Origin of the sequence: Actinoplanes lutulentus (genome assembly GCF_003259845.1) — a bacterium.
Taxonomy (GTDB): domain Bacteria; phylum Actinomycetota; class Actinomycetes; order Mycobacteriales; family Micromonosporaceae; genus Actinoplanes; species Actinoplanes lutulentus.
The window spans coordinates 188,043-210,220 of the sequence record NZ_QLMJ01000011.1; the positions used below are offsets into that span (position 1 = coordinate 188,043).

The window sequence follows — 22,178 nt, forward strand, 5'->3', positions numbered from 1 at the left end:
CCGGTGCCGGTGCCGGTGCCGGTGCCGGTGCCGGTGCCGGACGGCAGGGCCGGCGGCCGGGCGGTGGACGACGGGCGGGAGACGGGCGGGAGACGGGCGGGCGACGGCAGGCGGCGTTACAGGGGCGGGCGACGGCAGGCGGTGGGCGACGAGCGGGCTGCGGAACACGGGTGGGAGACGGGCGACCGACGGACGGGCGACGATCGGGCAGGCGGCGGGTGGGTTGGGGCTGGTCAGAGGACGGCCAGCGTCCCACTCACGGTCATCACCGCGCCCAGGATCACCACCAGCGCCGCGGAGATCACCGGCAGGCGGCGGAGGAGCGGGCCCGGGCGGACGTCGGTGAAGCGCTCGCGGGCGGTCACCAGGATCAGCCCGAGGCCGATCAGGACGGCGCCCAGGCCGGCGCTGAAGGCGACGATCATCGCGAGGCCCAGTGCGGTGCGGTTCAGGCCTACCGCGAGGATCAGCACGCCGAGCGCCTCCGGGCACGGGATCAGGCCGCCTGCGGCGCCCATCGCGGCGATCTCTCGCCGGGTGCCGGTGGAGACCTCAGTGCGTTCCTTCATCGGGTACGCGTGAACGACCTCGGTACGCTCGGCAACCCGCACCGGCGAACGGAACTCCTCGTATTCACCGGAGTGTGCCCCGACCGGTTCCAGGTCGCGGTCGAAGTCGCGGCCGGCGGCGTGCCAGTGCGCGCGGTCGCGTTCGAAGGCGTCCTCCTCGTCCCAGTGGTCGTCCTCGTCGGACTCCCAGCGGTCGTCCTCCTCAAAACGATCATGCGGGTGGGAATGAGCATGGGAATGCCCGAGCGACTCCCCCCGCAGCCGCCGCCGCAGGATCCGCAGACCCAGGAACAGCACGACAACCCCGGTGATCACCTTCAACGCCGGCACCAGCAGGGCCGGCATCACGTAGTGCCCGGCCGCCAGCACCGCCGCGCCGAGCAGCAGCACCGACCCGGTGTGTGTCACGGTCACCACGCCGCCCAGCGCGATCGCCTGGCGGGGTGTGCCGCGCGAACCCACCAGGTACGCCGCCAGCATCGCCTTACCGTGTCCCGGCGTCAGCGCGTGCAACGCCCCGAGCAGCGCGCACACCGCGATCAGCAGAGCCAGGGCCCACGGTGAGCCCACGGGCTTCTTCAGGGCGGCGAACATCGCTGTTCCCGTACCCTCGCTGGGTTTGCCGGCGTCGGTGTCCGCGGCCGCCGCAGCCGGGGTGAGGCCGACGGCGATGGCGCGTCCCTCGTGGCCGCGGCGGATCGAGCCGGCGGCGCGGCCGGCGTCCTTCGCGACGAGAACGCTCAACTGGATGCGGGTCTTCTGGTCGGCGATGTAACCGTCGGTGACCGCGAAGGCTCCGGAGGTGGTGGGCAGGGGCGCGGTGGCGCGGACCGTGATGGTGCCGCCGCCGGCTGCCAGGAGGTCGTACTCCGGGTACGTCGAGCTGGTGATCGTCACGTCGGCGGGTACGTCGTCGGTGGCCACGGCCAGCGCGGTCCGGACGCGTACATCGTGGGCTGAGGTCTCGGAGGCACTCAGCCGGCGGTCACCGTCAGTGTCGAGCGACCGGGCGAAGCCCGGCGCGACAAGGGTGCCCGCGACGATGTCGATCTGCATGTCGAGCGTGGTCGCGGCCGGGGTGAGATAGACCTGCTGGAGGACCTCGTCGAGCGGGTGGGCGGAGGCGGGCGTGGCCGGCAGGGCACAGAACGCTGCCAGTACCACGGCGATCTTCTTGATCAACTGAGTTCGGCCCCGTAGTCGTTGTCCGGCTCGCGGTAGATGGAGTGGATGTGGGTGATGCCGCCGGCATTGGCGCCCTGACCCTGCTGGTGGGCGAACTCGATGGTCAGCGACGGACCCTGGATCCGGTAGTAGATCGGCTGGCCGACGGTGGTCTCGCCGGACCACGCGAACCAGGTCTTGTCGAGGTTGTCCTCGGCCTCGGTGATCTTCGACTGGGCCTGGTCGGGCGCCAGCGGGCTGGTCCATTCGGTGATCAGCGCCATGAGCAGTTCCTTCTGCTCCTCGGTGAACGTCGAGACCTTCACACCCTCGTCGGCGAGGGTCTTGCCGTCCTGCTGCGCGCCGAGCACGATCTCGGTGATCGTGGTGTCCAGCCGCGCGGCTTCCTGCTGCTCGTCGTCGAGCGCGTTCATCACGGCGAAGGCGGCGGTCGTCTCACCGGCGAGGGGTTCGACAGTGGTGCCGGACGTGGTGTACGAGGCCGGCTGCGCGCCCCAGAGGGTCGGCGCCATGGTCATCTCGTCACCCTTGATCGAGATGTTCACCGCCAGGTGGTGCCCGCCGTACTGGATCGTCCAGATCTCCGATTCGGACGGTGTGCCGAGGATCCGGATCCAGTAGTGGTCGGCGCCGAAGTCGAGGTCCATCCCGCCGGAGTCCTTGAGCACGCCGTCGCCGGTGGTGATGCCGGTGACCTGGGCGTACCCGTCGGAGCTCAGCGCGGCCTGGAGGATCTTGAGGACGGCGGCCTGCTGGTCGGTGGAGAGCGCGTCCATCCGCAGCCCGGACCGCTTGAAGAGCTGGTCGGGCAGGTTGGACCACTGGGCGAGGTTGACGGTGGTCCGTTCCCCGGCAACGGCGGTCTTCTCGGTGTCGTCGAGGAGCGCGAGGAACGCGGTGGTGGCGTTCAGGACGTCCTCGGTGCCGCCGCTGCTCGTCGTGGTCGTGGCCGATGTCGCGGTGGCCGGGGTCGCGGTGCTGGTCGCCGTGGTCTCGTCGTCGTCGCCTCCGCAGCCGGCGGTCAGCGTGAGTAGCAGGGCAACGGTGCCGGCGGTAAACGCCCGGCGTGGTGTGGGCATCCGTGTCTCCTGTCGCGGTTGCGGGTGCGCGGCATCCGTGCCGCGTGAAGTGCACCCGCCCGGAAGGTAGCGCCGGGTCGTACCACTCGTCCGCTTTTTAGGTTTCTATTCCACTTTGAGGGGATTGTGGAGCAGGGCGGCGAACCCGCGGTCGGCCGCTCCGAGCAGCGTCGCGTCGTCGGCCAGGCCGGAGACCCGCAGTTTCGCCCGCTCCCGGGACACCGGCATCGCGTGCTGGGCGATCCGGGACTCCACTTCCGGGGCCGCCACCTCGTAGATCTCCCGCAGCACCCCGCCGAAGATCACCACGCTGGGGTTGAACAGGTTGATCAGGTTGGCGACGCCGATGCCGAGCCAGTCGCCGATCCCCGCGACGGCGGCGGCCGCCGCGAGATGCCCGGCCTCGGCGTCCCGGGCCACCGCGCGGACGGCCTCCCGGCCGAACTCGCCCGCCCGGCCGGCGGCTTCCAGGATCGCGTACTCCCCGGCCTCCGCTTCCAGGCAGCCCGCCGAGCCGCACAGGCAGGGCCGCCCGCCGACCGGGTTGACCAGCATGTGGCCGACCTCGGCGCCGTAACCGCCCTCGCCGCCGAGCGGCTTGCCGCCGACCAGGATGCCGCCGCCCACCCCGACGTCGCCGTGCAGGTAGATCAGGTCCGGGGAGCCGACGCCGGCGCCCCGGGTGTACTCGGCGAGGGCGCCCAGGTGTGCCTCGTTGCCGACCGCCACCGGCAGGCCGATCCCGAGCGCCCGCTCCAGCTCGGTGCCGAAGGCCTGGTCGACCCACCCCATCTCCGGGCCGTACCGGACCATGCCGTCGCCGGGGCGGATCATCCCGCAGTAGGAGGCGCCGATGCCGGCGACCGTTGTCCCGGCCGGCGCGGCGTCGAGGAGCTCGCGACCCATCCCGGCCAGCTCGCGCACGACCGTGTCGAGGTCGGCGCCGGCCCGGGACCGGGCCACCTGCCGGCGGTCCAGGATCGGCCCGCCGAGGCCGACCCGGGCCGCGGTGAGCCGGTCCACCGCCACGTCGAAGGCGAGCACCGAGACCCGCTGCGACTCCGGGACCACGACGAACGAGGGCCGGCCCGCTCCGGTGGTGCCGGTGGGCGGCTCCTCGCGGACCAGGCCGGCGGCGGCCAGCTCGGCGGTGAGGCCATGGATGGTGCTGCGGTTGACACCCATCCGCTCGGCGAGGGCGGCGCGGGAGAGCGGCCCGCTCACGTGAACGTGGTGAAGCAGGGTGCCGAGATTCGATCGGTGTCTACGCATACCGTCGCCAAACCTATGACATCAGTGCTCCGCGATGCCCGGACCAGCGGAAAACCTGTTCTCGATCACAGTCGGACGGTCGCGGCCGCCGCTCAGGAAGACGACGCTCACCGCGATGGCCGCTGCCGCCGCGGCGGCGAGGGTGCACCCGGGGACCAGCCAGGACGGCACCTCGGTGAGGTGTGAGCCGGGCCGGAACGCCGAGTGCAGGGCGTAGACCGGCCCGGTGTAGGTGAGGTGGCCGCCGAGCATGACCGCGTTGACGACGACGGCCCACACTGCGGGCGCGGCGACGGTCACGGCCACGCCGGCGAACGCGCCGGCCAGCGATCCGGCGCCGGGCGGCAGGGAGCGGATCCGATATGCCAGGGCGGCGGTGAGCAGCCAGCCGGCCAGCGCGCCGAGCAGGCCGCCGATGACGGTCAGCGGGAGGTAGGCGGTGCTGCGCTCGGCGTAGAGATCGCCGTAGACGCCGCCGACCCAGGCGTCGCCGGCCTCGTTCGCCAGGAAGTCGTTGGCGGTGCCGTGCAGGACGAGGCCGTCGCGGTGGGCGGTCAGGGCCGCGTCGCGGGAGCTGAACGTGCAGGACTCGCCGCCGGTGATGTCGTCGGGAGCGCAGATTATCGACGCCGGGCGCGGGTGGACCGTGAACTCGGTGATGGTCCACCCGGCCGCGGTGAGACCGTCGCGGGCCTCCTCAACGGTCCAGGCCGCTTTCGGTGAGAGATGGAAATTCAGGGCATCGGCCCGGCCGGGCAGGGATTTCCGCCAGGTGAAGATCGCGTCCTGCCTCGGATCCGCGACAGCGGGGCTCACCAGCTCCACGGCGGCGGCACCGGACGGCACGGCGGCGAAGGTCTGCTCGCCGAGCCAGCTGCCGGCGGCCGCGCCGAACACCGCCAGCACCACGGTCACCAGCGCCGCGGTGACCACCGTGAACGGGCGCCCGGACGGCAGCCGGAACCGTTGCCGCACGCCGCTGGCGATCAGGTGCCAGGCCTCACCGGCGGACGGCCGGGAGCGGCCCGGCTCGGCCATCTCCAGCATCGTGGTGATCATTTCGGTGCCGTGCCGGCGCCGGTAGCCGCCCGAGTAGGCCAGGAGCAGGCGACGGTACCGCCGCACCAGCCGCTCGTCGACGGCCGGCCACGCTCCGGCGGTCACGCAAGGCCCCCCGAAAGACGAGCGAGACCCGGGATGGTGCCGGGCCGGCGGCGCAGCTGCTCGCGGGCCGCGTCCGCATGGCGCTGCAACCGCTCGGCCTCGGCGGCGAGGGTGGTCGCGCCGTCCGTAGTGAGGCGGTAGTAACGGCGCAGCCGCCCCTCCACCGCCTCCTCGTGGTCCGGCTCGATCAGCCCCTGCTCGGTGAGCCGCTCCAGCGCGCCATAGAGGGTGCCGGGCCGCAGACTCACCTCGCCGGCGGAGAGCTCGACCACCGTCTGCACGATGCCGTAACCATGGCGGGGCTCGCCCGCCAGCGCGGCCAGGATCAAGAACGTCGGTACCTGCATGCGGCCGACACTACGCCCGGCGATATGTATCGTCAACCGATGCATCAGGTTTTGCCGGCGCCGGAGCGGGCACTGAAATGACACCCCCATTGACGAAGGAGATACCCCCCGATGGCTGGCAACGAGCACGAGGTCAACCGCAGCGCCCGCACCGGCAAGTTCGTCAAGGACAGCACCGTCGCGCGCAACCCCGACACCACCACGACCGAGACCGTCGGTGGCGACAAGACCGGCGACCAGGAAGTGAACCGCAGCACGACGACCGGCCGCTTCGTCAAGGAGACGACCACCGAGCTGCACCCGGCGACCACCGAGACGCAGAAGCTCTAGAGCCGCGGCTCCCGCGCGCCGGTCAGGCGCGCGGGACGCGCCCTCAGCACAGCGACACCGGCAATGAACTGAGTGATCAGAATCGGATAGACAGCGATGCGTTCCAGCAGTCCGCTGTAGTCACCGGGCAACGCCACGAAGGCAACGAACCCGGCGAGGCCTACCACGCCGAGAGCCCGGAACCAGGGCAGCATCACGATCGCCGCGTTACCGCCGGCAATGGCCAGGAACGCGCCGAGGCCATGCACGAACGTCCGGTGTGAACCGTCTCGCCGGCGAAGTACACCAGCGCCGCCACGATGAGAAGAACAGCCATATCCGGTGGAGTATCGCAGGCGCGCCGACGGGGATCATCGGCAACAGCGACCGGGAACCCTAGGGTTGAGCACGCTATGACTGCGCCTGATACCGACAACGAAACCCGTCCCTGCGCGAACTGCGGCCGTCCCGTCCCGCAGCGCGCCTCCGCCGGGCGCCCGTTCCGCTACTGCCGCGACAACGACGGCGAGTGCCAGCGCGCCTCGCGCAACGTGCGGATGCGGCACCGCTCCTCCCCCGGCCTGGCCGGTTCGGTCGCGCGGACCTGGGAGGTCGTCGACCGCCTGGACACCCTGGTCGGCACGCTCACCGAGGCGCTGCACTCGGAGATGTCGCCGGCCGGTGTCGAGCGCCAGGTCGCCGAGGTCCGCGCGGACACGTCCCAGCAGGTCGCGTCCGCGCACGCGGAGCGGGACGACGCGCGCCGCGACGCCGAACAGGCCGCGACCGCGATGGCGAACGCGCATCAGATCGCGGTGGCGGCCACGGCCGAGCGTGACGAGGCGCAGCACCGCGCCGCGGACGCCCAGCGGTCGGCGGAGGAGGCGGGCAAGCGCGCCGAGGAAGCTGCTGCCGCCCGCGACGAGGCGGTGCGTGCGGCGACCGGAGCCGCCGCGCTGCGGGAACGCGCCGAGGCCGAGCGCGACACCGCCACCCACGAATTGGCGGATGTCCGGAAAAACCGCGACGCCGCCGAGCGAGACCTCGCTGCCGCGCTCAAGGATTCCTCCGACTTCCGCCGTACGGCAACAGCGGCGCAAACTGAGGCCGCCAAGGCTCTGGAGCTGGCGAACGCAAAGGCATCGCAGGCCACCGAGGAGACGGGGCAGGCCCGGGCCGCGGCCGACGAGGCGGTCACCCGGGCGGTGGCGGCGGAACGCGAGCGGGACGCCCTGATCAAGAGTGTCAGCGATGCCGATGCACGCGTGGCGGCCGGGACCGCGGAATTGGCGGGAGTGGTAGCTGAACGGGACCGTCTTGCGCGTACCAATGATGATCTGGAACGGACCGCTGAGCGCGCGTCGCGCGAGCGGGCCGAGCTGGAGCGCAGGCTGGCGTCCGCTCGTGCCGACGCGGATTCGGCGCAGGAGCGGGTGGCCCAGCTGACATCACAAGTCAGTGATCTTGCGTCGGCGCTGGCGGCGCTCGGTGCGGCGCGGCCGGCAGCGGTTCCGCCCCAGACATCGAGCCCGAAAAGCTGACGGCGACATATCTCACGGCCAACCAGCCACAGAACGGCAACCAGTGGTCGAAATCGGACGGGTGATTGCTACCACGCCGCTACCGTAGTGGCACCCTCCGGTGACCGGCGGATGAGTAAATTGCTGATGAACGCCATGGAGTGACCGACATCGCACCACCCGCACAAGTCGCAAATACCCGCAAAGTGGACCAAGGTCCACGGGAACACGGGTTCGATTTGCCGGGTAAGGGCTGTGGCCGGTTACGCTCATAGCGTTAACACCGCCGATACAGGCGGTACGGACAAGATCTCGGCGGCAGCCGAACTTCCGATCCGGCACTGCTCCGTGCCCGGATCAGGAATCCAGCGGCCGTCACTTTCGTTACACCAACGAGAGCAGCACCACGAGCGAGGGGAAAGCCGATCATGGGCGAACGCATGCTGCGCGGCAGCCGTCTAGGCGCGGTCAGCTACGAGTCCGACCGTAACACCGAGCTGGCGCCCCGACAGACCCGTGAGTACCTGTGCGTCAAGGGTCACCAGTTCGAGGTTCCGTTCGCCGTCGACGCCGAGGTGCCGGTCACCTGGGAGTGCAAGTTCGACGGCAGCGTGGCCCGCCTGGTCGACGGCAACGAGCCGGAACAGAAGAAGGCCAAGCCGCCGCGCACCCACTGGGACATGCTGCTCGAGCGGCGTTCGATCGCCGAACTCGAGGACATCCTCAACGAGCGGCTCCAGGAAGTCCGCACCCGTCGAGGCCGCTAGTCCTTACGGCATGGAAAAGGCCACCCCTCTCCGGGGTGGCCTTTCGCATTCCCAACCCACCCCCTGCCCACACCTCCGGCGGCAGCCCGCCCGCACCGCCGGGGTGCCCGCCCGCGCCGCCGCTAGCCACTCCCGCCGGGTCGCACGATTCTCACTCGCCAGGGCTGGATAGCCAGCTGGCGTCACCAGTCACCCCGAACCGTCACGAAGGGTGGGCGCCTACCCAGGACGCCGGCCAATCTTGGAACCCCGTGGGTGTTCTATGCCCCACCGGGCTCCAAGATCCGGCAACTTTCCACCGTTGTGGCAACAGCGCGTAACCACAGCGCCCGCGAACCACCCGACATCGACCCGCCGGGGACGGCCGACCCCGGAAACTCGTGCGTTTGTGGTCGAACAGGCGGCCCAACCGCACAAGATCTGTGCGGCACCTCGCCACGGCAACGGGCCGGGCCACGCAAACCCGCGACCGATCCACAGAATGGCGATACTCAAGCAACCCGAACTCACCAAGATCGCGGGCAGGGCCAGGACAAACGCACGCCACGGACCCATCGCACACCACGAGGGCGCTACGAGCACCGGGCGTCACGAGAAACTCGGCGCCACAGACAACTCGGTGCCACAAGCGACTCGGCGCCGCAAGCGACTCGGCGCCGCAAGCAACTCGGCGCCACAAGCGACTCGGCGCCGCAAGCAACTCGGCGCCACAAGCAACTCGGTGCCACAAGCAACTCGGCGCCACAAGCAACTCGGCGCCGCAAGCGACTCGGCGTTGGCCGGGCACCCTGGCGAACGGCAAATCGCACGGTGCGCGAAAGGGCGTACCGTGCGACAAGTTACTGAAGCGTGCCGGGTTAGCGGACGATCTCGCCCTCGATGGCCGGCGGCGGCTGAGTGCGGCCGCCGTGACTCGGGGCAGGCTGCTCGTCGACGACCACCACGGTCACCGGGGCGCCGGAGTGGACCTTGACCTTGCGCGGGCCGAACAGGTCACCCGTCGCGGCACCGCCCAGGCTGCGCTCGGCGAACCGCTCGATGCCGCGGCGGGCAAGACCCCGGCCGGGCGGCAGCAGCAGGAGAAGGCCGGCCACCGCGGTGATGAAACCGGGCAGCGTGAGCAGCAGCGCCCCACCCAGGCCGGTCAGCGAGTTGGCCACCTCGGCGCCGGGCGGCCGGTTTTCCTGAGCGGCCTGCTGGAAGGCACGCCAGCCCTTGATCCCCTCGCGGCGCAGCAGGGCGACGCCGGCGAGGGTGGAGACGGCGAGCAGGAGAATGGCCCAGCCCGCGCCGATCGCGTGCGAAACGGCGAGGAAGACGAAGAACTCGGCCAGCGCCCACAGTGGCATCGCCAGCGGAACATAAGCCAGCCTGGAGCGGCGCATCATTCGACCTCCGGTGTCCCGGGCCCGAAAACACGGGCCCGGTTCAAATATGACACCTCACGGCCAGGAAGAGCCCTGCCGAGGCTTGCGATCGAAGACTTTACGCAAACTCTCAGTTCGGGCCTGCGCTCCCCAGATCGTCACCCTGAGCAGCTGTTCCTTGAAGATGTTGCCGCTCATCTTGCTGACGCCGTGCTCGCGCTCGGTGAAGGTGATCGGCACTTCGACCATCCGGTAACCCTGACGGTACGAGCGCCAGGCCATCTCGACCTGGAAGCTGTAACCGGTCGACGCGATGGTGCCGACGTCGATCTTGTCGAGGACGCCGATCCGGTACGCCCGGTAGCCACCCGTCGCATCCTTGAACGGCATGCCGAGGGCCATCCGGATGTAGATGTTGCCGCCCCGGGAGAGCAGCAGCCGGTGGATCGGCCAGTTGTGCACGCTGCCACCGGGGATGTACCGGGTGCCGAGCACGACGTCGTGGCTGCCCAGCGCGTCGAGCAGCTTGTGCAGCTCCTCGGGGGCGTGCGAGCCGTCCGCGTCCATCTCGACGACCGCGTCGTAACCCTTGTCCTTGGCCCAGGCGAACCCGGCCTTGTACGCCGCGCCGAGGCCTTCCTTACCGGCCCGGTGCAGGACGAAGATGTGGTCGTCGGCGAGAGCGAGCTCGTCGGCGATGGCTCCGGTTCCGTCCGGCGAGTTGTCGTCGGTCACCAGGATGTCCACCTCGGGGACAGCCTTGCGTACCCGATCGGTAATCACCCGTACGTTGTCAGCCTCGTTGTACGTTGGGATGATCACGAGGACGCGTCCCACGCCGGGGTACTCGCTCACCGTTCCTCCGAAACCTTATCGCCGTCATTGCCGATGTTCGCACGCCGTCGGCGCAAGGGCAGCACGCCGGCGAGGGCAGCGACCATCAGAGCGACGGCCACCACCTCGGGCCAGTTGCCCGAACGAGTCGCCAGCGTACGCGGTCCCTCAGTCGCTATGTCACGCACCACCACGGCCGCCGTGTTGAAGCCGGTCGCACCGTGCACCTCGCCCGTTCCATCCACGAATCCGGACACGCCGACGGTCGAGACCATCAGCGCCTCCCGGCCGTGCTCGACGGCACGCAGCCGTACCATCGCGAGCTGTTGCAGCGCCTCGGCCTCGTTGAACGTGGCGTTGTTGGTCTGCACGGCCAGCAACTGAGCCCCACCGTCGACGGTGTCACGAACGATCCCGTCGTACGCGACTTCGAAGCAGATCACGTCCCCGAGGATGACCGAGCCCGTGTTGATCACACCGGGGTGGTCGCCGGGGAGCATGTTGCGGACCAGGTCGACCTTGTCGGTGACCAGCCGGGCGATCGGGCGCAGCGGCATGTACTCGGCGAACGGCACCGGGTGCCGTTTCGCGTACTGCTGGTCCAGATCCGGCCCGGTACGCGGCCACCAGAGGATGCCGACGTTGTAGATGTCCTCCGGGTCGTCGGTGCGCTGCAGCGTGCCGACCAGGATCGGCGCCTTGATCAGGTCGGCAGCCGCGGAGATCTCGTCGCCGGCGTCGTCGTTGCGCAGCGGGTCGATGTCGCTGGAGTTCTCCGGCCAGACCACCAGGTCGGGCTGTTTCTGCTTGCCGGCCGCCACGTCGGCGGCGAGCTGGCGGGTGGCGCTGACGTGGTTGTCCAGGACGGCGCGGCGCTGGGCGTTGAAGTCGAGGCCGAGACGCGGGACGTTGCCCTGGACGATGGCGATCGTGCTGGTCGGCCCGGCGGGCTCGGTCAGCGGCAGGGCGGCCGGTCCGAACAGGAGCACGGCGGCGGTGAGGGCGAATCCGGCCGTACCCACGATGTTGCTCTTGATCTTGGAATGCGCGAGGTGCAATGCCAGCGCGACCAGCGCGCCGCCGGCGGCGGCGACCACGAACGTGACCAGTGGCGCGCCGCCGTAGGCCGCGAGGCGCAACGTGGGCGCGTCGCCCTGGCTGAAAGCGAGCCGGCCCCACGGGAAACCGCCGAACGGCGCCCGGTCCCGCAGCGCTTCCTGAGCGGTCCAGAGCAACCCGGCCAGCAGCGGCCACGACCACCGCCACCGATCCGCCAGCGGTGACAGCCACGCGCCGGCCATCCCGGCGATTCCGATGATCACGGCCTGGGCGACCGAGAGCATCGCCCAGGGCAGCCAGCCGGCGCCGATCGTGGTCCACCAGAGCAGAGGGAAGAACAGCGTCACGCCGGTGAGGAAACCGAGCCCGAACCCGGCACGCAGCCGCCGCCGGTGCACCGCCGCGGCCATCAGCGCCACGCCGACCGGCGAGAGCCACCACAGGTCATAAGGCGGCAGCGCGAGAAGAAGCGCCACGCCCGCGGCCACCGCCAGCGCCGCGGCGAGTGGCAGCCGCAGCGGCTCGCCGAGCACCCGTCCGGGCTCGGGTGACACGAGCTCTCGCGGCGGCAAAGTCATTTCCACGGGTGGGAGGCTACCCGCACGAACGACGGAGGGGCGCAGCCCGCCTATGGCTGCGCCCCGTGAGTACATCTGGTGTCACTGTTCCAGGCCGGTGGGCCCGGTGACATGGCGACGACCTTCGGACCGACGCGCCGCGAGCCGGCTGCCCGCGTCGTGCCGTTGTCTACTGGCCGTCACCGGAGTCACCGGAGTCGCCACCTGAACGCGGCCGGGTCCGCCCCGCCCCGCGCACCTCCACCCCCTGGACCTGGCTGAACGCGCGACCCCAGCGAGGACTGCGGGCCAGTGGGTAGAGGGACGAAGCGAATCTGGGCTGCTCGCCGTGAACAAAGACCTGAAGACGGTACGTCCGGACACCGGTGGCCTGTCAACCACCTGGCTTGTGCTCCGGCGTGTCGCATTCGTCGGCGTGTCACCTGATGTTCAGGTGTTCGCGCTGCTGTTTGCGCTGCTCAGGACCACCAGCTGCCGCGTCGCACGGGTCATCGCGACATAACGATCAACAGCTCCTTCGATACCTTCGCCGAACTCGTCCGGGTCGATCAGCACCACGAGATCGAATTCCAGGCCCTTCGCGAGCGACGGCGTGAGCGACCGGACACGGTCCGTGCCGGCAAACGCCGGATCCCCGATGACACACGCCAGCCCCTCGCCATGCGTGCGCAAGATCTCTTCAAGATCAAGAACATTCCCGTGTACGACCGGAAGCCCGCTGCTGCGGATCGACATCGGCACGTTCGCATCGGGCAGCACGGCCCGGATCACCGGCGCTGCCTCCTCCATGATTTCCCGCGGCGTGCGGTAGTTGATGGTCAGCGACGCCAGGCTGACCCGGTCCAGCCCGATCCGCTCCAGGCGTTCCTGCCACGACTCGGTGAACCCGTGCCGGGCCTGCGCCCGATCCCCGACGATCGTGAAACTGCGCGACGGGCAGCGCTGCAGCAGCATCTGCCACTCGGCGTCGGTCAGCTCCTGCGCCTCGTCGACGACGATGTGCGCGTACGGACCGGTGAGCAGCTCCGGCCCGTCGCTGTCCGGCACGACGAGGCCGTCCGCCAGGTTCTCCCGCAGGTCCTGCTGGACCAGCATCTTCATCAGGCCCTCACCGTCGTCGTGCACCGACGAGGCGATCAGGTCGTCGACGACCCGGTCCATCCGCTCCCGCCCGGCCGCCACGTCGGCGTCGCGTCTCCGGTTCCTCTCCGCGGCCCCCGCGTCACCGAGCCGCTGCCGGGCCGCGTCGAGCAGCGGCAGGTCGGCGACGGTCCAGGCCTGGGCCGCGGCGCGCTGCAACGCGCTCACCTGCCCGGCCTCCAGCCAGGGGGCGCATCTGCGCAGGTACGCGGGGACAGCCCACAGGTCACCGATCAGATCCGGGGCCGACAGCATCGGCCAGGCCCGGTTCAGCGCGGCCCGCAGATCCCGGTGGCGGTCCAGTTCCCGCTCGGTGAGGTCGTGCTTCTCGGCGAGGATGGCGGTCAGCTCCGCCCAGATCTGCTCCCGCGCCTCGTTGTGCGGGGTACCCGGCTCCACCGCGTCGAACGCGGCCGCCCAGTCCGCGGCGGTCACCACGCATTCGTCCAGGGTGGTCGGACCCGGCGGCTCCTCGTAGAACCGGACCGCCGCCTCGACCGCGCCCACCATCCGCGCCTCGGCCTTGAGCGCGGCCACCACGGCGTCCGCCTCGGGCAGCGCACCGGCGCCCTCCGGCACCAGGTCACGCACCGTGCAGGTCTGCACGTCGTCCTCACCGAGGCTGGGCAGCACGTCGGACACGTACGCCAGATAGGGCTCGTGCGGCCCGACGAACAGCACCCCGCCGCGCCGGTTGCCCAGCCGCGGATCGGAGTAGAGCAGGTACGCGGTGCGGTGCAGGGCCACCACGGTCTTCCCGGTGCCCGGCCCGCCGTCGACGACCAGCGCGCCCCGCGACCCGGCCCGGATGATCGCGTCCTGGTCGGCCTGGATGGTGCCGAGCACGTCGCGCATCCGGTCGGTGCGGACGCCGCCGAGGCTCGCGATGAACGCGGACTGGTCGTCGAGCGCCGCGGCGTGCCCCGCGAACCCGCCGGCGTCGAACACCTCGTCCCAGTAATCGGTGATCCGGCCGCCGCTCCACCGGTACCGGCGCCGGAACACCAGGCCCATCGGGTTCGCGTGGGTCGCCCCGAAGAACGGCTCGGCGGCCGGCGACCGCCAGTCCAGCAGCAGCCGCCGCCCGGTGTCGTCGGTCAGGCCGCGGCGGCCGATGTACACCGGCTCGCCGCCGTCGTCGCCGACCATCCGGCCCAGGCAGAGGTCCACCCCGTACCGGCGCAGCAGTTCGAGACGGGAGGTGAGCCGCCGCACCTCGTCGTCCCGGTCGACCGCCTGGCGGCCCTTGCCGGCGGGCGCCCGGCGGACCGTTTCGAGACGCTCGGCGAGCTCACCGATGGACCGATCCAGGCTCTCCGCGATCGCCGCGAAGTGCTTCTCGTCCTCACCGATCAGGTTCGGGTCGGCCTTGGCGCTGGCCTCGCCCAGCGCGAACAGGCTCATGGTCACTCGAGACTCCCATGCGGCAGAAAACAGCGGTGAGCTGCGATTTTGCTGCACGAACCGGGTCTTGTGGCAAGGCCCCCTCTGTGTTATACGTTAAAGAGGGCAAGGGAATTGCCCTATTTTTGTGCCCCTTGGATGCTCCAGCCCGCCGGCATGGTCCAGGCCGCTGAGCCGTCGAGAGGCGTGATCCCGCCGTTCCACGTCACCGCGTTGTCGCCGGCGAAGGCTGGTGTGGTGCCCGCGGCGACGACGCCGAGATCGGTCACCGACTGGTACGCGGCGTCACCGACGAACACGTGGGTGGTACCGCCGGCCGTTGCGGTCCACAGGGTCCGCGATCCGTCCGGGCTGACCGTGCCCTTGCTGTCGGTGCAGGTCGAGGGTGCGGTGCCGTCCGCCTTGACGTACCAGCGGCCGGAGACGCAGGTCGTGGCCTTCTTCTCCTCCACGGCGAGGTAGCCGGCCGGGGCGGGGATGTCGACGAGGGTCATCGAGCCCGTGGCGGGCCGGGCCGGCTGGGTCCAGCGGCCGGTGCCCAGGGCGTAGACGTACAGCGCGTGGTCGGTGTCCACGACGGCCAGGTGGCCGCTGTCCCGGGTGAAACCGGCCCGCATGGTCACCGACGAGGTACCGGGCACACCCTTCGGCATGGTGATCACCGTGGTGGTGCCGGTGGTCGCGTCGAAGAGCCGGACGTCCGTGGTCGCCGCGCACACCATGGTCCCGTCGGTCAGCGGAGCGGGCCGGCCGGTCATCCAGGTGGCGTAGCGGCCGGAGGCGTCCAGGGCCGCGTTCATCACGCAGGCGGTGGCGGACTCGGCGGCGAGACGGCGGGTGGTCAGGCCGGCGCCGGTGAGGAAGAGGCCGGGGTCGGCGGCGGGTCCGCGGTAGAGCAGGCGTCCGGTCGAGGCCGAGGCGACGTAGTCACCGGTGACGAGGGCGGTGGCGCGGTGCGGAGCGGCCATCTCGACGGTGTGGATCGTGCCATTGGAGGCGGCAAACAGGTATCCGCCGCTCGGCGTCTCCGTCGGCGCCGGGGTCGGCTGCGTCGTCGGTGCGGTGGTCGGCGGGATCGGCGGCTGCGTCGTCGGCCCGGCCGTGGGCTCGGTCGTGGGGGCGGTCGGACCCGTTGCCGGCTCCGTCGTGGGCGCGGTGGGTCCCGTCGTCGGCGCTGTCGGTCCCGTCGTCGGTCCGGTCGTCGGGCCCGTTGTTGGCGTGGGCGTCGGCTGGGTCGCCGGGGGCGTGCTGGGTGCCGCCTGGGTGATCAGCGTCCGGACCGGGCCGGTGTACCCGCCCCGGCTCTTCGTCGCCGCCACGGTGACCCGCCACGACGTGCGTCCGGCCTGGGCCGGTGCCTTCACCGTGATCCGGAACTGCCCGCCCGACGTGCTCGTGGCCCGTCCCGCGGTCTCCCAGGAACGGCCGTTCCACCGCTGTGCGGTCACGGCCCGGCCCAAGTCCCCCGGGGTCAGCCGGCCGGTGAGTGCGAGCGCCTTGCCGACCGTCGCGGTGGCCGGGCTGAACGCCGTGGTGGCCGTCGTCGCGGTCCACAGCCGCACGGCCCGCTGCGCCGAGGCGACGGCCCGGTAGCTGCCGGAGGCGGGCGCGTAGACCCGGACCGTCCAGGTGCCGGCCGCCGCCGGGCGTACCTTCAGCGTGAACTGGCCGCTGGACCCGGTGCGGGCGGTCGCCAGGACGGACCATTTGCCGCCCGAGTTCCGTTCCAGGCGTACCGTCCGATTCTTGCCGGGCGTCAGCTTCCCGGTCACCGAGGCGGTGGCCCCGGTCCGCATGTCCGCCGGGATCGAGGCGGTGACCTTCGACGCGGTGGCCGCCAGGGCCGGGCCGGAAGGTACCACCAGGATTGTGCTCAGAACCGCGACGGCCAGGCCGAACAGGCTGACCCGACGTTTGCCACCCACGCGACGAACCCACTCTCGAACCGGAAACGAAACCGGGTGAGACGGTAGGTGCTCGTCGATGGCGAATTATCGCCCTATTTCCGCTTGTAGCCTCGGTGCCGGAAAAGTCAGACGGCTCGGCGGATCCCACTCCACCCACCCGGCCGGGTGGGGTAGGCCGGACAGACCCGAGGCCTGGCACACCCGTGCGAGATCGGAGGCTCCCGGTTCCGCCCGGTGGCGGCTACCCTCTAGGCATGGAGCAGGACACCAGCGCCCAGCGCAGCATGACCGACGTCCTCGCCGAGCTCGGTGTCACGGTCACCGCCGAGGGCAAGGCCCGCGCCCGCGCCCGCCTCCAGGAGGCCGACGCCCGCCGCGACCACACCACTCGAGCAGCCTTCCTGGCCGAAATCCGCTCCCGCCCCGCAGCAGCGTGACCCGGCCCACCCACCCGCCCGATCCCACCCACCCGACCGGCCCCGGCCACCCGCACGGCGACAGCCGGCTAATTGAGGCCGCCCGCACGACCGGTGACGGCCGCGTGACCGCCAGGGCCGGCGGCGTCCGGCTGGTGTCGGTCGCGTGACCGACGAGCCTCGCACGGTCCGGCTGGTGATCGACACGTCGGCGGTGGTCGCCTGGACCCGCGGTTCGCTGGCGGTCGGCGAGCTGATCGCCGAGATCGACGACGAGCACGGCGCGGTCGTCCTGCCGCTGCCCTGCCTGATCGAGGCCGCCCACCTCACCGGCCTGCTGGAACAGCTACGGCTGGACGCGCTGATCGCCCACCGCGCGGTCTACCTGCTCTCCGACGACCCCCAGGACTGGCAGGCCCTGGCAACCCTCCGAGGCCTGGTAGGCACACCGGACCGAGCCTCAGCGGCAATGCTGGCCCTGGACGCGAACGTCGACGTCCTGACCCGCGACGCCACCTGGTACACCCCAGTAGCCGGCGGCAAAGCCACCCTCGAATTCAACGACTGACCCCACACCCCCAACCACCGCCCGCACCCGCACCGCCACACCGCCGCGCCGTCAGACCGCCACACCGCCGCGCCGCCAGGCCGCCGCGCCGTTGCGCCGCCGCGCCGTTGCGCCGTTGCGCCATTGCGCCGTCCGGGCGGCATTGGCCCAGAACCAGCTGTACACAGCGGTCGCCATACGCGACAGCCGGCAGCCGTGAGCGACAGCCTGCAGAAACCGGCTGTCGCTGGCGGTCGCCACGCCGTACAGCCGGCAGCCATGAGCGACAGCCGAGCGGTATCGGAACGGCACGAGCCGGCTCTCAGCACTGCCACAAGGCTCGCGAGTCAGTACTGACCCTGCCGGTTAAAGGAAATCCCGCAGGCAGCGGACGTTAGGTCTTGATCGCCTTCCCGCCTCAGTCCTCCCGCGGCGATCGTGGTCCCCTAACCACACCCTGGCGGGAACGGCGGCCCAAGATCGCCCAGGCCCGAGACGGGCGTGTCGATTTCGGGTTAGCTACGCCCCCAAACTAGACACGCACCCCGCGGATCGCCTGCTCTGTGTCGATTACGGGTTCGATACCCACCTCAACTCGACACACACCGGGCGGGGATGCTCACGGCGCGTCGTCCTCGGCCTCACCGGGCGGAATCCGGCCCCGGGCGGCCGAGACGAGCTGGCAGTCGGGACAAGTCGGCAGCGGGACGAGCCGGCCGCCGGGACGCCTGGAAGCGAGCGGCTGGCGGCTCAGGCTTTCAGCAGGGTGTTCAGCAGGCCGGCGGCTGCCTCCGGGTGGTCCGCGGATAGCAGGCCCGCCGCTGCCAGGACGTACTCCGCGTCGACCACCGTGCGGGCCTGCTCCGGCATGGCCCAGCCGCCGGCCAGGTCGCCCAGGACCGCGCCGAGGACGTGCTCGCCGCCGCCGTGCCGGAGCACTCCCCCGGAGCCGATTACCAGCCGCACGTCGCGCAGGTCGCGGCCGCCGGTTCGGGGCTGTCCCGGCCCGGCGGAGTGGCCGCGCGCGTGCCGCCGCAGTGCGACGACCGCCGCTGCCGCCGCCAGCTGTTGCTCCTCACCACGGGCGTGAAGCAGAGCCGGACCCCCCGAGACGGCACCCCGCGAGGCGGGAGCACCGGCTAAAGAGAGCTTCTCCGCCGCTGCCGCCGCCCGGGTCCCGTCCGCTCCCACGGCCACCCCGAGATCGCCCTCGACCGTCCGGGAGCGCCACAACGTCCCGGCCACGTCCCGCCGGGGGCCGGTCTCGCTCTCCGCGTCCGGGATCAGCGCCGAGTACACATCGGTGGTCGCCCCGCCGACATCGACCACGAGTACTCCGTACCCCGTGAGGTCGGCCAGCAGCTCCACCCCGGCGAGGACGGCGTCCGGGGTCGCCGAGCGGACCAGCGAGCCGAACCGCGGCCCCTTCGACAGGCGCTTGCCGCCGATCACGTGGCGCAGGAACACCTCCCGGATCGCGGTGCGGGCCGGCAGCGGATCGAGCACGCCGATGCGCGGCAGCACGTTGCTGGTCAGCGTGACCGGCACACCCCGCGAGCGAAGCAGCGACGCCACCGACGGTCCCACCGACGCGTTGCCCGCCACCACGACCGGCACCCGGAAGCGCGCCGCCGCCAGCCGCCGGGCGTTGTGCAGCAGTGTTGCTGCGTCGCCGCCGTCGGTGCCGCCCACCAGCAGGACCACGTCCGGCCGGGCCGCGCGCACGGCTGCCAGACCCGGCCCGGAGAGCGGGCCCGCCGCGACGTGCACCACCTGCGCTCCGGCCGACAGCCCGACGCGGTGCCCGGCCTCGGCGGTGACCAGTGACTCGTACCCGATGACCGCGAGCCGCAGCCCGCCTCCCGCGGAGGAACACACGTAGAGATCGCCGTCGCCGCCCACGGCGGCGACGGCGGCATCCAGGCCGTGCAGCACGTCGGTCGCGGAGGTCGTCGGAACCTCAGCGCGGCGGATCAGTCGCGCGCCGTCGAGGTCGATCTTCGCGGCTTTCGTGTACGTGGACCCGACATCCACACAGACCACAGAACTCACGAGTGGGCAGGCACGACGACCGTCCCGACGGCGGTCACCGCGACGATCGGCTCGTCGAGGACCTGAGCGGCCGACCCCGAGGTGCCCCGGCAGACGACCTTGGACTCGAAGTAGATGCGCCGCGACCGGTTGCCCATGTGCACGACGTTCCCGGTGATCTCGAGGACGTCGCCGGCCTGCACCGGCGCCTTGAACTGCACGTCGGAGTAGGACGCGAACAGCCCCTCGTCGCCGTCGAGTTGAATGCACACCTCGGTGGCGACGTCGCCGAACAGGCCGAGCGAGTACGCCCCGTCGACGAGATTCCCCGCGTAGTGGGCATGCGAGTACGGCACATAACGGCGATGCGTGACAGTGATCAACTCTTGCTCCCCGCGGTCAGAAGGGCGTGGACGAGATAGGAGGCGACCTCGCGCGGCGTGGTGCCCCGCCCGAAGATCCGATCGACGCCGAGCTCACCGGTCATCAGCTCGTCGAAGCGCGGCCCGCCGACGATCAGCAGCGGCCGCCGCCCGGCGGGCAGGGCCTCGCGGAACGCGGCCGACATGGCCCGGGTGTTCTGCAGGTGCGCGTCGCGCTGGGTGACGACCTGGGAGACCAGTACCGCGTCGGCGTTGCGTTCCCGGGCGGTCTCGACGAGTTCGGGCACCGAGACCTGGGCGCCCATGTTGGTGACGGAGAGCTCGGAGTAGTACTCCAGGCCCTTCTCCCCGGCGATGCCCTTGAGGTTGAGGATCGCGTCGATGCCGACGGTGTGCGCGTCGGTGCCGATGCAGGCGCCGACCACGTTGAGCCGGCGGCGCAGGCCCTTCTTGATGGCCGCGTTGACCTCTTTGGCGCTGAGCAGCGGGAAGTCACGTTCGACGACTTGCACCTGCTCGGTGTCGACGAGGTGGGCCACCTTGCCGTAGACGACGAAGAAGGTGAACCCGTCACCCATCTGTTTGGCGTGCACGAGCATCGCCGGTTCCATGCCCATCTTGCCGGCGAGCTGCAGCGCGGCGCCCTCGGCGCGTTTGTCGTGCGGGATCGGCAGGGTGAAGGAGAGCTGCACCATGCCGTCGCCGGTGGTGTCCCCGTAAGGCCGGACGATGCTCACGCGACCTCCTCCAGGATCGAGGTCACCGGGTTGAAGTAACCGCCGGCATGACGAGCCACGCCGTCCAAGCCCTTCCCCCGGTCCGCGGGGCGTTTCATGATGCCGAAGGTGCCGTCGGCGATGGCGTCCAGCAGGGTGTCGTCGACGATCTTCTCCAGCAGGTCGATCGCCTCGCCGAGAACCTGGTTGGCCCGGCCCCGGATGAACGGGCCGGGGGTGAAGTCCTCGTGCAGGTTGCCGGCGCCGTTGAGCACGTACCGCACGTTCTGCAGGGCGATGTCGCGGTCGGACAGCCACGGGGTGACCACGGCCTCGGTCATCATGCCGACGAGCAGGATGCCCTGCCCGGTGAGCGCCCCGGCCAGGTTGAAGAAGCCGTCGAGCAGGTTGCCCCGGAAGACGTCGCCGGTCATGTGCTTGGTCGGCGGCATCCATTTCAGGGGCGCGTCCGGGAACAGTTCGCGGGCGAGCAGCGCGTGCGCGAGCTCCAGGCGGAACGAGTCCGGCAGATCCGGGTTGATCTCGAACGCGTGCCCCAGCCCGAGCTGCCAGTCCTCCAGACCCGCCTCGTGCGCGAAGAACTCGTTGAGCAGCTGCGACACCGTCACCGTGTGCGCGGCGTCCACGGCGTCGGCGGTGGTCAGGTAGTTGTCCTCGCCGGTGTTGATGATGATGCCGGCGCGGGCGTGCACCTGACGGGAGAACCGCTGGTCGACGAACGTACGGATCGGGTTGATGTCGCGGAAGAGGATCCCGTACATCGAGTCGTTGAGCATCATGTCGAGGCGTTCCATGCCGGCGAGCGCCGCGATCTCCGGCATGCACAGCCCGGACGCGTAGTTCGTCAGCCGGATATATCGTCCTAATTCGCGGGATGTCTCGTCCAGCGCCGCCCGCATCAGCCGGAAGTTCTCCTGGGTGGCATAGGTGCCGGCGAACCCCTCCCGGGTGGCGCCCTCGGGCACATAGTCCAGCAGCGACTGCCCGGTGGACCGGATCACCGCGATGACGTCGGCGCCGGCCCGGGCGGCGGCCTGCGCCTGTGGGATGTCCTCGTAGATGTCCCCGGTCGCGACGATCAGATAGATCCACGGCCGTTGCGCCGGATTGCCATGCCGTTTGATCAGCCGGTCGCGCGCCACCCGCTGCCGGTCCACGATCTTGATGCCGGCCCGCGCCGCCTTCGACGCCGCGCGCCTGGCCGCCGAGATGTCACCTTTACGAGACGGGAGGGTGAACCGGACCGAGCCGGCCGCCGCCTTCTGCGCCAGCGTCGTCAGATCCTCCGACCCCGACGACAGCAACGCGTGAAACGCCGGCACCGCGACCCCGTGCTCCAGGCCGACGTCCGCGCGGACCGCGTCGACCAGGCGGTTCACCCAGGGGATGCCGTCCGGGTCGGCGCCGGTCACGCCGGCCAGACGCAGCACCGCACGTTCCACCGACACGGTGGTGTGCGACCGCGCCAGGTCGACGACGGGCTGTCCCGCCCGCGCCGCCAGCGCACGGGCCCGCGCCACGATGCGCGGGTCAAGATCCAGCTTCCCGGACAAGGCCACTCCC

21 protein-coding genes are annotated in these 22,178 nt (G+C 71.0%); 5 read left to right on the forward strand and 16 right to left on the reverse strand.

The genetic code is table 11. The annotated features are described in order from the left end of the window. Nucleotides 1-233: 233 nt before the first annotated feature. From B0I29_RS23690 to B0I29_RS23710, 5 genes are all read right to left on the reverse strand, one after another. Nucleotides 234-1,733 (reverse strand): sulfite exporter TauE/SafE family protein, encoded by a 1,500-nt coding sequence (locus B0I29_RS23690; RefSeq protein WP_146616878.1) that lies wholly within the window; start codon nt 1,731-1,733, stop codon nt 234-236. A 14-nt stretch (nt 1,734-1,747) separates the two neighbouring features. Beyond that, complete coding sequence (locus B0I29_RS23695) at nt 1,748-2,833, reverse strand: DUF3500 domain-containing protein (RefSeq protein ID WP_111651238.1); 1,086 nt, start codon at nt 2,831-2,833, stop codon at nt 1,748-1,750. A gap of 105 nt (nt 2,834-2,938) precedes the next feature. Next, complete coding sequence (locus B0I29_RS23700; protein WP_111651239.1) at nt 2,939-4,105, reverse strand: ROK family transcriptional regulator; 1,167 nt, start codon at nt 4,103-4,105, stop codon at nt 2,939-2,941. 21 nt (nt 4,106-4,126) lie between these two features. Beyond that, a complete protein-coding gene (locus B0I29_RS23705; RefSeq protein WP_111651240.1) occupies nt 4,127-5,269 on the reverse strand; it encodes a hypothetical protein in 1,143 nt (380 codons plus the stop codon). Continuing rightward, nucleotides 5,266-5,616, reverse strand: coding sequence for a PadR family transcriptional regulator (locus B0I29_RS23710; protein WP_111651241.1), 351 nt, complete (start codon nt 5,614-5,616; stop codon nt 5,266-5,268). The genes B0I29_RS23705 and B0I29_RS23710 overlap by 4 nt, the downstream gene beginning before the upstream one ends. A gap of 111 nt (nt 5,617-5,727) precedes the next feature. Here B0I29_RS23710 and B0I29_RS23715 point away from each other — a divergent pair, with 111 nt between their 5' ends. After that, nucleotides 5,728-5,946 carry a hypothetical protein gene (locus B0I29_RS23715; RefSeq protein ID WP_111651242.1) on the forward strand — a complete coding sequence of 73 codons (219 nt, stop codon included), beginning with the start codon at nt 5,728-5,730 and terminating at the stop codon, nt 5,944-5,946. Here B0I29_RS23715 and B0I29_RS23720 read toward each other — a convergent pair. Continuing rightward, on the reverse strand, nt 5,943-6,194 hold the full coding sequence (locus tag B0I29_RS23720) for a hypothetical protein (RefSeq protein WP_111651243.1): 252 nt from the start codon (nt 6,192-6,194) through the stop codon (nt 5,943-5,945). The two genes, B0I29_RS23715 and B0I29_RS23720, sit on opposite strands and share 4 nt — an antisense overlap. Before the next feature lie 144 nt (nt 6,195-6,338). On the opposite strand from B0I29_RS23720, the gene B0I29_RS23725 reads away from it, so the two are divergent. Then, nucleotides 6,339-7,466 carry a coiled-coil domain-containing protein gene (locus B0I29_RS23725; protein ID WP_111651244.1) on the forward strand — a complete coding sequence of 376 codons (1,128 nt, stop codon included), beginning with the start codon at nt 6,339-6,341 and terminating at the stop codon, nt 7,464-7,466. A 407-nt stretch (nt 7,467-7,873) separates the two neighbouring features. After that, nucleotides 7,874-8,212, forward strand: coding sequence for an RNA polymerase-binding protein RbpA (locus tag B0I29_RS23730; RefSeq protein WP_111651245.1), 339 nt, complete (start codon nt 7,874-7,876; stop codon nt 8,210-8,212). A gap of 857 nt (nt 8,213-9,069) precedes the next feature. Here the strand turns inward: B0I29_RS23730 and B0I29_RS23735 are convergent. From B0I29_RS23735 to B0I29_RS23755, 5 genes are all read right to left on the reverse strand, one after another. Further along, nucleotides 9,070-9,597 (reverse strand): FxsA family protein, encoded by a 528-nt coding sequence (locus B0I29_RS23735; RefSeq protein WP_111651335.1) that lies wholly within the window; start codon nt 9,595-9,597, stop codon nt 9,070-9,072. Nucleotides 9,598-9,654: 57 nt separating this feature from the next. Continuing rightward, nucleotides 9,655-10,434 carry a polyprenol monophosphomannose synthase gene (locus B0I29_RS23740; protein WP_111651246.1) on the reverse strand — a complete coding sequence of 260 codons (780 nt, stop codon included), beginning with the start codon at nt 10,432-10,434 and terminating at the stop codon, nt 9,655-9,657. After that, complete coding sequence (gene lnt, locus B0I29_RS23745; protein ID WP_111651247.1) at nt 10,431-12,050, reverse strand: apolipoprotein N-acyltransferase; 1,620 nt, start codon at nt 12,048-12,050, stop codon at nt 10,431-10,433. Before lnt ends, B0I29_RS23740 begins: the two co-directional genes overlap by 4 nt. A 429-nt stretch (nt 12,051-12,479) precedes the next feature. Continuing rightward, complete coding sequence (gene helR / locus B0I29_RS23750) at nt 12,480-14,594, reverse strand: RNA polymerase recycling motor ATPase HelR (protein ID WP_111651248.1); 2,115 nt, start codon at nt 14,592-14,594, stop codon at nt 12,480-12,482. A gap of 119 nt (nt 14,595-14,713) precedes the next feature. Continuing rightward, entirely contained in the window at nt 14,714-16,519 is a 1,806-nt protein-coding gene (locus tag B0I29_RS23755; protein WP_111651249.1) for a hypothetical protein, read from the reverse strand. 236 nt (nt 16,520-16,755) lie between these two features. Between B0I29_RS23755 and B0I29_RS23760 the strand changes: the two genes are divergently transcribed. Both B0I29_RS23760 and B0I29_RS23765 read left to right on the forward strand, forming a co-directional pair. Then, nucleotides 16,756-16,938 carry a hypothetical protein gene (locus tag B0I29_RS23760; RefSeq protein ID WP_111651250.1) on the forward strand — a complete coding sequence of 61 codons (183 nt, stop codon included), beginning with the start codon at nt 16,756-16,758 and terminating at the stop codon, nt 16,936-16,938. Nucleotides 16,939-17,083: 145 nt separating this feature from the next. Then, nucleotides 17,084-17,485, forward strand: coding sequence for a hypothetical protein (locus tag B0I29_RS23765; RefSeq protein WP_111651251.1), 402 nt, complete (start codon nt 17,084-17,086; stop codon nt 17,483-17,485). Between the two features lie 51 nt (nt 17,486-17,536). On the opposite strand, the gene B0I29_RS45270 is transcribed toward B0I29_RS23765, so the two are convergent. The 5 genes from B0I29_RS45270 to kamD all read right to left on the reverse strand — a co-directional run bounded on the left by B0I29_RS45270 (nt 17,537) and on the right by kamD (nt 22,168). Beyond that, nucleotides 17,537-17,776: a hypothetical protein gene (locus tag B0I29_RS45270; protein ID WP_146616879.1), complete on the reverse strand. Its 240-nt coding sequence runs from the start codon at nt 17,774-17,776 to the stop codon at nt 17,537-17,539. A 438-nt stretch (nt 17,777-18,214) separates the two neighbouring features. Continuing rightward, nucleotides 18,215-19,516 carry a glutamate mutase L gene (locus B0I29_RS23775; protein ID WP_111651253.1) on the reverse strand — a complete coding sequence of 434 codons (1,302 nt, stop codon included), beginning with the start codon at nt 19,514-19,516 and terminating at the stop codon, nt 18,215-18,217. Continuing rightward, entirely contained in the window at nt 19,513-19,878 is a 366-nt protein-coding gene (gene kal / locus B0I29_RS23780) for a 3-aminobutyryl-CoA ammonia lyase (RefSeq protein ID WP_111651254.1), read from the reverse strand. The genes B0I29_RS23775 and kal overlap by 4 nt, the downstream gene beginning before the upstream one ends. Further along, nucleotides 19,875-20,615: a lysine 5,6-aminomutase subunit beta gene (gene kamE, locus B0I29_RS23785; protein WP_111651255.1), complete on the reverse strand. Its 741-nt coding sequence runs from the start codon at nt 20,613-20,615 to the stop codon at nt 19,875-19,877. The genes kal and kamE overlap by 4 nt, the downstream gene beginning before the upstream one ends. Beyond that, a complete protein-coding gene (gene kamD / locus B0I29_RS23790; protein WP_111651336.1) occupies nt 20,612-22,168 on the reverse strand; it encodes a lysine 5,6-aminomutase subunit alpha in 1,557 nt (518 codons plus the stop codon). Before kamD ends, kamE begins: the two co-directional genes overlap by 4 nt. Between the last annotated feature and the right edge of the window lie 10 nt (nt 22,169-22,178).

What these genes read in the sequence shown, in the direction of transcription:
- B0I29_RS23725 (WP_111651244.1), top strand. Translation starts at nt 6,339, where the DNA reads ATGACTGCGCCTGATACCGACAACGAAACCCGTCCCTGCGCGAACTGC.
- B0I29_RS23695 (WP_111651238.1), bottom strand. Translation starts at nt 2,833, where the DNA reads ATGCCCACACCACGCCGGGCGTTTACCGCCGGCACCGTTGCCCTGCTA.
- B0I29_RS23760 (WP_111651250.1), top strand. Translation starts at nt 16,756, where the DNA reads ATGGAGCAGGACACCAGCGCCCAGCGCAGCATGACCGACGTCCTCGCC.
- helR (WP_111651248.1), bottom strand. Translation starts at nt 14,594, where the DNA reads ATGAGCCTGTTCGCGCTGGGCGAGGCCAGCGCCAAGGCCGACCCGAAC.
- B0I29_RS23710 (WP_111651241.1), bottom strand. Translation starts at nt 5,616, where the DNA reads ATGCAGGTACCGACGTTCTTGATCCTGGCCGCGCTGGCGGGCGAGCCC.
- B0I29_RS23735 (WP_111651335.1), bottom strand. Translation starts at nt 9,597, where the DNA reads ATGCGCCGCTCCAGGCTGGCTTATGTTCCGCTGGCGATGCCACTGTGG.
- B0I29_RS23700 (WP_111651239.1), bottom strand. Translation starts at nt 4,105, where the DNA reads ATGCGTAGACACCGATCGAATCTCGGCACCCTGCTTCACCACGTTCAC.
- B0I29_RS23715 (WP_111651242.1), top strand. Translation starts at nt 5,728, where the DNA reads ATGGCTGGCAACGAGCACGAGGTCAACCGCAGCGCCCGCACCGGCAAG.
- lnt (WP_111651247.1), bottom strand. Translation starts at nt 12,050, where the DNA reads ATGACTTTGCCGCCGCGAGAGCTCGTGTCACCCGAGCCCGGACGGGTG.
- B0I29_RS23730 (WP_111651245.1), top strand. Translation starts at nt 7,874, where the DNA reads ATGGGCGAACGCATGCTGCGCGGCAGCCGTCTAGGCGCGGTCAGCTAC.